The sequence below is a fragment of the Spirochaetota bacterium genome, from assembly GCA_026414805.1.
In the GTDB taxonomy this organism is placed as follows: domain Bacteria; phylum Spirochaetota; class UBA4802; order UBA4802; family UB4802; genus UBA4802.
Genome location: JAOAIH010000080.1, coordinates 1 through 12,705 on the forward strand (window position 1 = coordinate 1; position 12,705 = coordinate 12,705).

Genomic DNA, 12,705 nt, shown 5'->3' on the forward strand with positions numbered 1-12,705 from the left:
ATTATAATCATTGTGGGACCATCCCACTATGAATATTTCAATGGTTTTGCCCTACCTCTCTATGATGTTATAACCACTCCTCTTGGTGGTGTAGGCCTTGATCAAAAAATAATTCAAAATTTATCTCAATTTCCTCATTACACAGTCCATAATAACGCATTTGAGCCAGAACATTCCATTGAAATACAACTCCCATTTATTCAATATTATTTTTCGGGTGTACCAGTTATTCCAATACTTACTGGTAATATAACATTAGAACAAGCTCAAGTTGCTGCAAAAGGATTAATTAAGGCGATAGCTCATTACAAAAAGCCTTTGTTTATAATTAGCAGCGATTTTACACACCATGGCCCACGTTTTGGATATACCCCCTACTCTACACTTCAACCATCTAAGCGCATTGAACGCATCAAAGCTTCTGATTGTAAAGCGATTGACTATATATTCAGTAACAATCTCAATGAGTTTAACCGTTATTGTGAATCTACTGGCATAACAATTTGTGGGCAAAAGGCAATAGTATTTGGTCTTTCGGTATTTTCATATATACAGTCAAAAGAACTTGTAGGATATTCAACATCAGCTGAGACTACAGGTGATTACGACAATACCGTTAGCTATGCTGCTTTGGTTATTACAGGTAAACTTCATCAACTAAGCTCAACATTTTCTAATTCAGATTCGTTTAATCTTTCTAAAAATGACAAACAGTTTTTGCTTACTCTTGCACATACATCTATTGAAACAATGCTCTATAAACAAACACCATTTCAGTACAAAGGTTCTGTTCCACCAATATGTACTCACAATGCAGGTGGTTTTGTTACACTGACAATTAATGGTAACCTACGTGGATGTATTGGATATATTGAACCCATTAAACCATTGTATCAGACAATCATTGAATGTGCAGCAAATGCTGCCTTCAACGATCCCCGTTTTGAACCACTGACAAAAGACGAATATAAAAAAATCCGCATAGAAATTTCAGTGCTTTCTCCTCTAAAACAAATTAAAACATTGGAAGAATTAAAACTGGGTAAGGATGGCCTGCTTGTTGTAAAAGGAAACAGGCGTGGTGTACTCCTTCCACAAGTTGCAACAGAATTTGGCTTTACCAGGCAACAATTCTTTGAACAAGCCTGCCATAAAGCTGGAATTTATCCATTTGAGTATGATTCAGTAAAAATGTACACGTTTACTGCAATTGTTTTCAGTGAAAATGAAATGAATAACAAAGTGAATTTATGAGTAAATTATCCCGAAAAGAGTTTTTAAAAGCCTTCTGTTACTCTGCACAAACATTGGTGGTTGGCACAGTTTTTCCTTTTTTACCTGAAGGTATATATGCCAGTAACTATCGCATAGCTATGCATTGGAAAAAAATTGATTCAAGCACAATACAATGCAACCTGTGCCCTAACGGATGCACACTTTCAAATGATGAAAGAGGAGTATGTAAAGCACGCCACAATATTGACGGAAGGCTCCACAGCATTGTGTATGGTCAGATAGCTGCATATCATATTGACCCTATAGAAAAAAAACCTTTGTATCATTTTCTTCCCGGGAGTGACGCTGTATCAGTTGCTACTGCTGGTTGCAATTTCAGCTGCAAATTTTGTCAAAACTGGCAGCTATCGCAATCACAGCCTGAGGAACTTTACAGCAGGCATATAACACCATCTCAGCTGGCAACACAGGCTATCACTAATAAATCTAGAATTATTGCTTTCACCTATAATGAACCCTCGATTCAGTATGAATATGTGTATGACACTGTTCAGATTGCAAAAAAATACAACATTGCCTGCGTTATAATTTCTAATGGCTATCTCAATAAAAATGCAAGCGAACAATTGTATCCTTTATTGAATGCAATAAAAATTGACTTTAAGGCGTACTCTCAAAAATTTTATCAGGATATCTGTGGTGGTAATCTGTCACCTGTTCTTGCAAACATTGAACTGGCAAAAAAGAAAAATGTGTGGCTTGAACTTGTTAATCTTGTCATTCCAACATTAAATGACGATCCTGATGAAATAAAGGCAATGGCTCGTTTTATAAAAACACACTGTGGCATAACCACTCCACTGCATTTTACCCGATTTTACCCTATTTATAAATTAAAGAATATACCTCCAACACCAGTATCAACACTGGAGCGCTGCAGGCAAATTGCTCTTGCCGAAGGGCTCAAGTATGTTTATATAGGCAATGTTCCGGGGCATGCTGCAAACAATACTTACTGTCATAATTGTGGCAAGCCAGTTATAGAACGCAGTGGCTTTTATACAACAACAAATAAACTCAAATCAGGAAGATGCCCACACTGTCAAACGGAAATACCTGGAATATGGACAATATAAATCGCAGTTTAATATTTTTAAACCTGTCAACGTTTTTCATTGGCATTTCAGCCAGCATTGCACAAGCAATAATGATACGAGAATTATTAACGCTTTTCAAGGGCAATGAGTTATCCATTGGTATCATCATGGTACTATGGTTTACGGGAATTATTTTTGGTGCGGCTTTCAGCAAAAAAATAAAAAGACCGTATTCTAGTATAATTGCTACAATTATCACACTCCATCCGGCCATAGCATGCATATCACTAATTTTTTTTTATAGCATTCCTTTGGTTTACCACAACTATGGTAGCTTCTACCCACTTGAAGCTGAGATTGTAATAGCATTTATCTGTCTTTTTCCTCAATGCTTTGTTATTGGTTATATCTTTCCTGTTTTAGTGCAAACAGGTTCTGTGTTAAAAATCAATAACCCTGGAACAACTATATTTTTGCTTGAATCACTAGGTGCATTTATAGGGGGTATTTTATTTACGTTTTTACTAGTACAAAAACTAAATCCTCTCAGCATTCAACTAGTACTTTTTATTGCTGCCTGTAGTATTGCTTTAATAATTATACAGCAAATAGTAAAGCGTATGGCGATAGTTACTGCTATAGTACTGGCTGGCTTTATAGCGTTCCATTCTTCATCCTTTGAAAAGAAATTGCTTACTGCATCGTTTGCTGCCAATCATCCCGGTTCACTACTGGAATACCGACGTACTCCCTACCAGATAATGTATGTTGCACAACTTAGCGATACTATCGCTTTGTATGGTAACAGCAACCTCTATGCACAATTCCCTGACGATTATTCTGTACGACCTATTATTCACACATTAGTTGCAAGCGGAATTGCCTTAAAAGATGCCAATATTCTTATTGCAGGTGACACTGCCTTTGTTCCCTATGTTTGTGCTTATATGGGTGCAAACATTGACTATATTACTGTTGACTGTGAAATGTGGCAAATAATACAGAAAAATATTTTATCAATATATCCTGACTTCCCAATAAACAAACTATCAATATACTACGATGATACCAGAAACTTCTTTAATACTGCTAAAAAGAAATACAAAAGTATTATTATTTTGCCACCCCCACCTGATAGCATTTTGCATAACAGATTATACACACGTGAGTTATTTAATGATTGTAAAAAACATCTCAGCAAAGACGGAGTGTTTATTTTACAGATTGAAGGCTTTGCCAATATAATGAATCCTTCTCTGCGACGATACATTGCATCTGTCATCAATAGTTTCAGGCAAGTTTTCCCATCTTCACTGATTTCGGCAGGAGATTCTATTTATTGTATTGGGTTTAATTACACACGTACCACTGATGTCAGTAACTATCTGTCAGAATATATCAAGAATTTTCCAAAAAATCCAGATGCAAAAATGATAACTCAATTAGTTCCAGGATTTAACCCTGAAGAATTCAGGATGTATTTTCAGGAATCACACTATGAATATCTTAGTGAACAAGTGAAATCTGAAAATATTATCAACACGGATCTTATACCCAAAGGATATTTTGAATATTTAGCAAATTCATTAAAGCAATCCAATTCACTGGCTGAACATTTTATAACAAACCCATATTTGTTGGCAGCAGCGTTATTGATAATTGTCATAACAAGCATTGTAAAATTTACATCACGTGGCAAGCACCATCTGATGTACGGTTCAATAATTTTCATTACTGGTTTTATCAGCATGGCAGCAATGTTTATTGCACTTATTGCCTATCAAAATGTGTATGGAATTCTGTATTATAGAATAGCATTATGCAATGGCGTATTTATGTTAGGACTTGCAATAGGAAGCGTCACTACATTTATACAAAAAGATTTTTTTATAACAAGGATTGTTTTGATGATTGCCGGCTTGCTATTGTTGTTTGGGTTCACTTTCTACAACAGTGCAGTAATGTTTTATTTATCTATTACTATCATTGCAGCAACAACAGGTTCTTTTTTACCACTATTGCTTAACAAACCAACTGAGGACATACACCTTTTAGCTTCAACACTTAATTCATTTGATCACATTGGTGCATTGTGCGGTTCACTAATAACACCGTTTTTAATGCTTCCAATTTTTGGAATTTATTCGTTGTTAATAATGATAGTGTTAGGAGTTATAGTAGTTTTTTTCAAAATGACGAATAAGTTTTTCATATAAAACAAACACAGTTCAACCAATATTTTTTCCTCACGCAGAGGTCGCTGAGAACACAGAGTTTTGAATTTATTACTCTTCTCTTAAATGAATAAATTATTTTATATCTCATAAAATTTTTTTGTTCTAATAGCTTTTTTCACAAGGGGAAAAGGGGCTTCAAACGCCAGCCCCTTTTCCCCTTATATATCCCCTTTACCCCGGCTTTCCATTATAAACATTAACCATTCCATAGCGTGCTTTACGACGCCATCCTGGCTATTATCGTAAAGCACGCAACTTAATACGCTCCGACATCCTGTCGTCGCTATCTTTTTTACTATGGCAAATAAAATATCTTTTTTTATGAACCATTATGATCTCTTTTCTTTGCGTGCTCTGCGATCTCTGCGTGATGTATTTTACCTCAGCACTGTCCACAAAAAATTTGAGTAAATAATAAGTATAATGTACTTAAATAATAAAATTTTGCTCATATCTCACTGAATTAATAATTTCATCTGCCTTCTTTATTTGTTCTTCAGTACCAGTAACTGCTATCCACACACTTCCCTCTGCTCCGCTAACTCCACCTGCTGCAAAAACTAAAGCCTGTGCTCCTGTTAGAATGTGTATTGCCTCAAGTTCTGTAATAATAATACCTGTTATAGGGAAGTAGCGAATCCCTTTTGTCTGTGGTGAGTTAATTATCTGAGCCATCTCATTTATATTTGCTGTTATGCGTTTTTCCAACCCCACAGGGATATATAACAAAACTCTTTTACCTGCAACAGCTTGCATAATCACACCTATGGTGCCTGCTTGCGGGTGACCAATCAGCACAGCAGCTTGTTTTGTTTCAAGGTTAACTGCATTGGCGCCTTTAAATATAATATCCCCTTCCTGTAAATCATTGACAACTTCAAATAACGATTTATCTTTTACCCATTTTCCCTTTTCTATTACCACATCAGCAGCAAATGTTCCACCATCTTCCAGCCTCCCTGATTGACTTACATTATATCGTGGCGGAAGAGTTATCCCTCTGAAAAAACGCTCTCTTGAAAATCCTTGAATCTGTTTAATATGCATCAGCATTTCTTCAGCAATGTAGCCATTGGTTGTTCCTGATACAATGACAATCGTTCTTTTTTGCAGCGCTTCCTGTATTTCAGGAATATGTACTATAGCTTTTGCAATTAAACGCTTTCCTGCCGCTGGAGTTAGAGTATATTGTTTTGTTATCGTATTCTTTGCCATTGCAAAAAAATATATTTAATCCTCAGAAATATGGTATTAAATTATATTATATGCTTTAAATATTCAAATTAAAAAATTTTTAAATTTAAAAAATAAAATATGTTAATATTTTCGACTATAGTCGAAAAGTGCTTGACTTTTCATAATACTTTCGACCATGTTCGAAAGTATTATGTTAAATGATATTCAACACTTAATTCTACGACCTAATTATTTAAATGTACTTAAGGGATTTAAAGATAAACCCCTCATTAAAGTTTTAATTGGTATGCGCAGAGTAGGAAAAAGTTCTATTTTGAAAATCTTCATTCGTGATTTATTAAATGAATCCATTCCAAAGAGTAATATAATATATATAAACAAAGAGTCACTTGAATTTGATAGTATACAAAATTACAAAGATTTGTACCTATATATAGTAGAAAAGTTAAGAGCAATACAAACAAAAAAATATGTAATAATTGATGAAATTCAAGAAATAGATCAATGGGAAAAGGCGGTAAACTCTCTGTTAGCTGAAAAAATTGCTGATATCTACATAACTGGTTCAAACGCTAAAATTATGTCAAATGAACTTTCTACTTTATTAAGCGGTAGATATGTAGAAATTCCCGTTTATCCTTTAACGTTTAAAGAATTTTTAGATTTCAGAAACGATTATTCTAATGTTGAAAATGAGTTCTTAATTTATACACGATTTGGAGGTTTACCTGGCATCCATAACCTAAGTTTTGAAGATGAATATGTATTTTCTTATCTAAATTCAATAATAAATACAATTGTTTATAAAGATATTGTGGTTAGAAATAATATTCGTGAAACAAGAATTCTTGATAATATCATACGATATTTATTTGATAATATTGGAAATATAACAACATCTAAGAAAATAGCCAATTATTTTAAGTCACAAAGGATCAAAATATCTGTAGATACGGTGATTAACTATTTCAAGTATATTGAATCTGCAATGTTAATTCATAGAGTAGAACGTTATGATATTAAAGGAAAAAAATATCTGGAATTTTACGATAAGATTTACCTAAACGATATTGGTCTTAGAAATGGATTAATCGGGTATAAAGAAAAAGACATCAGCTTTCTATTAGAAAATATTGTTTATAATGAATTAAGAGCAAAGGGTTATAAAATCTCAGCAGGTGTGTTTGACAACATCGAAATAGACTTTATTGCAGAAAAACAAAAAGAAAAAAAATATATACAGGTATGTTACCTGTTAAAGGATGAAGATACTATTTTACGGGAATTTGGCAACCTTGAAAAGATAAAAGACAATTATGAAAAAATTGTAATTTCTATGGATAAATTTTTTCCTCAGGAGAGAAATGGAATAAAGCACATTTATTTACTTGATTTTCTTTTAGATAGATATTAATTAAAATGAAAAACCTATTGTTTAACTTCCCATATCTTTCTTTGCCACAGGTAATATACAGGAATACCTAAAATCAACACGCCAATTGCAAACGCCGATGTAATTGTCCAGCAGCATAATGCTGCAATCATCATAATCATTGAAAGCACAATATATGTTAATGGGATAAAAGGATACAATGGTGTGGTATATGGCCTGTTTAAGTTTGGATACTTTTTGCGTGCTACTATTAATCCAATAACAGCTAATACTGGAAATATATTCAAAGCAAATCCCATATATATTACCAATGTCATTGCACTTCCCGAATATACATAGATAATAGCCAGTAGCATTTGCAATAGAATAGCATACACTGGAGTTCCAAACCTATCACTTACTTTTGCCAATGAATGAAAAATCATTTTGTTTTTAGCCATTGCATAGTATACTCTTGGGCCAAGCATCATCTGTGCGGAAACTGACGACAATAGAATTATGGCGATAGTTATGCTGAAAAGGCTGCTTGCTATTGGCCCAAACAATGCCTGTGCAGCAATGGCTCCGATTTCATCTTTGCCCATAATAGCTGTTGCATCCGTTGACATTAAGAATACAGCATTCAGTAGCAAATATAATACCGTAGTAATGACAACTCCAATGAACATTATTCTTGGCAGATTTTTTTCAGGATTAGTTATCTCACCAGCAATGTATGTTGCACCATTCCATCCTGTGTAAGCAAACATCACAATAAGGAGCGACAGCCCCACGTAGGGAATTGATTTTATTTCCAGTGTGCTATACTGTGCATACAACCGGCTGATTCCGGAGCTATCGAGCATATAAAAACCCGCAATTATGAAAGCTACTACAATACCAATTTTCAGTACTGTAAGTATATTTTGAACGTTGCTGCCCTTACGGACACCAATTATATGAGTCATGGCAAAAATCACAATGATGATACATGCTATAGTTTTTTGCCAAAAAATATTTCCGGTGTACGCAGAAATTGTGTGTGCATGTATATTCACAAAGAAAGAATTTAAATATTGAACAAGCAACATTGAGCTTGTAGCTACAGGTGCAGTAAAACCAACTAAAAGCGAAATCCAACCCGTTAAAAATGCAGGAAGATTGCCAAATATTTTTTTTAAATAGACATACTCGCCGCCTGCATCTGGCCACATTGTGGCAAGCTCACTGTAACTTAATGCACCGCACAATGCAACCACTCCACCTATAATCCACAGCAGCATTACAACCAGAGCACTCTGCGTTATGCCCAGAATATTTCCTGTAGTCATAAAAATACCGGTGCCTATCATATCAGCAATGATAACCATTACACCGGTAAAAAGACCTAATTGGCGCTTTAGTTCCACGTTGGCTCCTGATAACATTATAAAATATCAAGCTACTTTGTCATAGCGTATGCAGATTCAAGCTTCAATGAAATGACTTTAGAAACACCCGGCTCCTCCATTGTTACTCCAAAAATAGAATCACATACACTCATAGTTTTTTTGGTATGAGTAACAATTATGAACTGTGTTGATTTTGAAAACTTTTGAACAAGCCGTATAAATCGGCCCACATTTTCTTCATCAAGCGCTGCATCAATTTCATCAAGAAAACAAAATGGCGATGCTTTCACCATATAGGTTGCAAATAATAGAGCAATTGCAATCATGGAGCGCTCGCCACCTGAGAGCATATTTATGTTTTTATTCTTTTTCCCAGGGGGGCGAACAATTATTTCTATACCACTTTCAAGTACGTTATCTGGATCGGTCAATTCTATGATGGCCTCACCACCATTAAAAAGCTGTCTGAATATTTCCTGGAAATTTTTTTGTATTTCTTTAAATGTATTAAGAAACAAATCAACAGATTGTTTGTTGATATCCTCTATAACTGAGAGAATATCCTCTCGTGCTTTTTCAATATCCTTTTTTTGCTCAATGTAATATTCAAAGCGCTTTTTTAAATCCTTATATTCTTCTATAGCTAAGTTGTTAATTGGACCAAGTTCCTGTATTTGTCTTTTAATATCCTGTAGTTCATTATTTATACTTTCGTACATGGATTCATCTACAGTAATAGTAGCATCACCAATTCGTGTTTCATATTCAGTCCATAAGTATTCTTCAACTGAGTTAAGACGGAACTGTAACTCAACAATATTTTTATCCAGAGCACTGATGCGATCAGCTAAACGTTGTAATTGCTCCATATCTTTTTTAGATGATTGTTTGCGGCCAATAATACGCTTATCTATTTCATCACGCTTTGCAATAAGTTCATGAATCTGCTGCTTGAGTTCATTACTTTTTTCATTGTATTCAACAAGGCTATTCTGCCACTGCTCAATTTCAACCGAAAGCTCTTCAATATGTTGTCCAATTTTCTGAATCTCATTTTCAAGATGAGCTTTTTGCTTAGCATCTTCTGCAATTTGGCGCTCAATGGTGTGGATGTGCTTGTCAATCCACGCTTTTTCATTTTCATTTTTTGACAGGTCTTTTTCTACACGAGTTATCATGTTATTAACTTCTTCAAGTTCTTCCTGTTCATTACGGATGCTCAGTTCCAATTGATTGATATCGGTCTGCAATTGTTCTATATCTGTGGTTGCTTTGTGGATTTGCAAATCAAGCCGTTCTTTTTCTGCATGGATACCTGTTTTGTCAAAAAGAATTGATCTGAATCCATCCTCGTAATTTTCAAAAAGCTGTATATCTTTCTTCAAAGCCAAAAAGTCAATTTTTTGTAATTCTGCTATTGCTTCATGAACCAAATTAAGCGATAGATTATGCAACGCAGCCTGTAAATTTTCTTCTGCCATAGATAATGCTGCATGTATGCGTTCACGCACATGTTCACGCTGTGCTTCTGAAGATTCAAGTTCCTGTTTACGCTTTTCAATAGCATCAACTAATTGCCGTATAACTATCTCCAGGGATTCCCTCAATTTTTTTACTGTTGCTTCCAGGTCCTTGATGGCTTGTTTTTTTTGTTCTATGGCATCACGATAAGAATGGATATTATGTATCTTCTTTTTGCGATGAGTATACAGGTTCTCAAGCTGTTCTTTATCGTTGGCAATATTGCTAACAATTGTTTTGCTCTGTTCAATATTTTTTTGCTTTTCCTCGGACAAACGTTTTATTGCTTCATCAATTTCCTGAATTCTGGCCTTTGTACTGTTTATACGTTGTTGCTGCTGCTGTATTAATTGTCTGTTTCGCGATGTCTTCCCATCAATATCTTCCACCTTTACAGTATAGGTATGAAGTTTTTTATCCCACTCAAAGAGTTGCAGCTGAATATCGTTTTTCCTTTTTTCATCATTTTCATTTTCTGAGGAAATCAAAGCAACTTTTTTTGACAATTCTTCCCGCTCATCAAAAAGCCTTTGGCGGTCTTCGGTAACTTTTTGTAATTTTTTTTGAAAATCTCTGTACCGCAAAAGCTGCAAACTTATATCGTTCTTTTTATATTTCTCGCGTAAGCCAAAGTATATTTTAGTTTTTTCGGCCTGTTTTGCTTTAAAATCTTTCTCGCGTTCAATTTCTTTTATTATATCATTAAGTCGTTCTAAATTGACGGTTGTGTCTTCTAATTTTTTCAACGATTCTTTTTTCTGTACCTTAAATCGGGAAATGCCAGCAGCTTCTTCAAATATGTAGCGACGGTCTTCAGCCTTTGTTGAAAGTATCAGGTCAATCTTACCCTGCTCCATTACCGAATACGAAGCTTTCCCCAACCCCGTATCAAGGAATAGCTCCTCAATGTCTTTAAGTCGCACAGGGGATTTATTTATCATATATTCTGACTCGCCATCACGGAACACTCGGCGTGTCACAGTAACTGTATCAGAATCAATATTCAAAATTCTGTTGGTGTTATTGATCACCAGTGAAACCTCAGCAAGTGACAGGGGTTTACGTTGATCGGTACCGGCAAAGATAATATCCTCCATTTTTTCGCCACGGATATTTTTTGCCTGCTTTTCGCCAAGCACCCATTTAATGGCATCCACAATATTTGATTTGCCACATCCGTTGGGGCCAACAATTGCGGTAATGCCTTTTTCAAAATTTATTTTAGTTTTATCAGCAAATGACTTAAAGCCAAATATTTCAATTGAGTCTAAATACATCTACAACACCTTTGGATTTTTGTAAAATATGTGCGATAGCTCATTGTAAACAATTTACTTGAAATGTTTATGTCACACTACAAAGTGTAATTAGTTGCATCATAGCGTTAAATGTGCAACAATATTTTTAAAAATTATAGACACCCATATAAACCGCTTTTATCTTAAATTTTCTATAAAAAGAAGAGATTATTAATTGCAATCATACCCACAAGAAAAAAAGCTATTTCGATAGTTGTTAAATGTTTTTGGGAAATTTTATAAATTATACATTTAGTATAATTTCACATTTGACCTGAAAAATTAGTGGAATTATATTATACATACATGTATTATGTACAGTAATATAATATATTAGGAATTTTTATGAGTATATTAAAAAAATTATTTTATATTTCCCTTATACTTAGTAGTACTATCTTCCAGTCCTGTGACCGGATCAATATGTATGACATTGCTAGTGGAAAATCACGCACTGCGTATGCAATTGCGTACGATGGTACCAATTATACACTCATACTGGCAAATGTACATTATATAAAAATATTCAAACTTATACCATCTTTTTTAGCAGCACCTGATGGAATTTCAGCTAATCAAAAAGGTGATGTTATCATACGTGATCCATCTAATACATATAAGATCCAGAATAATTTAACTCTGCCAGTGATTGTGGGGCCTCAACCAAATGATTTAAATGTTATTGGTTATGAAGATACATTTATATATTTCTGGGATTCTACTTACTATATATATAAATTGAAAGCAGAAGCTTTACCCTGGGGTCAAATTATTGGGTCGTTCTCTTCAAATTCCTTAGGAATGTTTAAGGGATTGAATTCACAAATATTTATCATAGAACCTGATGGCACAAACTTAAATTTTTACTCTATCAACAATCCTTCTACAATTTTATTCCTGGTTGATATTGGAACAACATTATCTAATCCTTTTGGAGGTTTGCAAACAAAAAGTTATTTCTATGTGTGGACAACAAGCAGTCCTGCTAACTCCATATTTAGGATTACAACCAGTTCTTCAACCACACTCAATTCTACAACCACTGTAGGGAATTCCCTTATGGATGTAACAGTGACAGATAATGACAAGGTTTTTGCGATAGCCATTGATGCAGTATCAAGTCGATTATTAAAACAGGTAATTTCAGATAACAATTACCCTGAAATTCTTTATCTTGGTAGTGATGGTATCTTTAATATTGATTCACTTGATGACAGGCATATTATAATTTCATCATCAGGTAATACTTACGGATACAATGGCCTTACTATCTATGATGTTGAAGACAAAAAAATAGTAAAGCACATTACCAGTATTGATATTATTGCTATGGACGTGTTGCGATGAGTTTAATTG

At 34.4% G+C, this 12,705-nt stretch carries 8 protein-coding genes; 5 read left to right on the forward strand and 3 right to left on the reverse strand.

From position 1 onward, the window contains the following. The 3 genes from amrA to N3F66_13105 form a co-directional block, all read left to right on the forward strand. Nucleotides 1-1,254, forward strand: a 1,254-nt coding sequence (gene amrA, locus N3F66_13095; protein MCX8125080.1) for an AmmeMemoRadiSam system protein A, incomplete at its 5' end; no start/stop codon positions are given. Then, nucleotides 1,251-2,372 carry an AmmeMemoRadiSam system radical SAM enzyme gene (gene amrS, locus N3F66_13100; GenBank protein ID MCX8125081.1) on the forward strand — a complete coding sequence of 374 codons (1,122 nt, stop codon included), beginning with the start codon at nucleotides 1,251-1,253 and terminating at the stop codon, nucleotides 2,370-2,372. The genes amrA and amrS, both read left to right, overlap by 4 nt. Continuing rightward, entirely contained in the window at nucleotides 2,327-4,549 is a 2,223-nt protein-coding gene (locus N3F66_13105; protein MCX8125082.1) for a hypothetical protein, read from the forward strand. The genes amrS and N3F66_13105 overlap by 46 nt, the downstream gene beginning before the upstream one ends. Before the next feature lie 450 nt (nucleotides 4,550-4,999). On the opposite strand, the gene N3F66_13110 is transcribed toward N3F66_13105, so the two are convergent. After that, nucleotides 5,000-5,785, reverse strand: coding sequence for a hypothetical protein (locus N3F66_13110; protein MCX8125083.1), 786 nt, complete (start codon nucleotides 5,783-5,785; stop codon nucleotides 5,000-5,002). Between the two features lie 172 nt (nucleotides 5,786-5,957). Between N3F66_13110 and N3F66_13115 the strand changes: the two genes are divergently transcribed. After that, nucleotides 5,958-7,181: an ATP-binding protein gene (locus tag N3F66_13115; GenBank protein ID MCX8125084.1), complete on the forward strand. Its 1,224-nt coding sequence runs from the start codon at nucleotides 5,958-5,960 to the stop codon at nucleotides 7,179-7,181. A gap of 14 nt (nucleotides 7,182-7,195) precedes the next feature. Here N3F66_13115 and N3F66_13120 read toward each other — a convergent pair whose 3' ends face one another. Then, the gene (locus N3F66_13120; protein MCX8125085.1) at nucleotides 7,196-8,548 is read right to left on the reverse strand and encodes an amino acid permease; all 1,353 of its coding nucleotides are present in this window, start codon (nucleotides 8,546-8,548) and stop codon (nucleotides 7,196-7,198) included. 32 nt (nucleotides 8,549-8,580) lie between these two features. After that, nucleotides 8,581-11,328, reverse strand: coding sequence for an AAA family ATPase (locus N3F66_13125; GenBank protein MCX8125086.1), 2,748 nt, complete (start codon nucleotides 11,326-11,328; stop codon nucleotides 8,581-8,583). A gap of 444 nt (nucleotides 11,329-11,772) precedes the next feature. On the opposite strand from N3F66_13125, the gene N3F66_13130 reads away from it, so the two are divergent. Continuing rightward, nucleotides 11,773-12,696 carry a hypothetical protein gene (locus tag N3F66_13130; GenBank protein ID MCX8125087.1) on the forward strand — a complete coding sequence of 308 codons (924 nt, stop codon included), beginning with the start codon at nucleotides 11,773-11,775 and terminating at the stop codon, nucleotides 12,694-12,696. The last annotated feature ends 9 nt before the right edge of the window (nucleotides 12,697-12,705 follow it).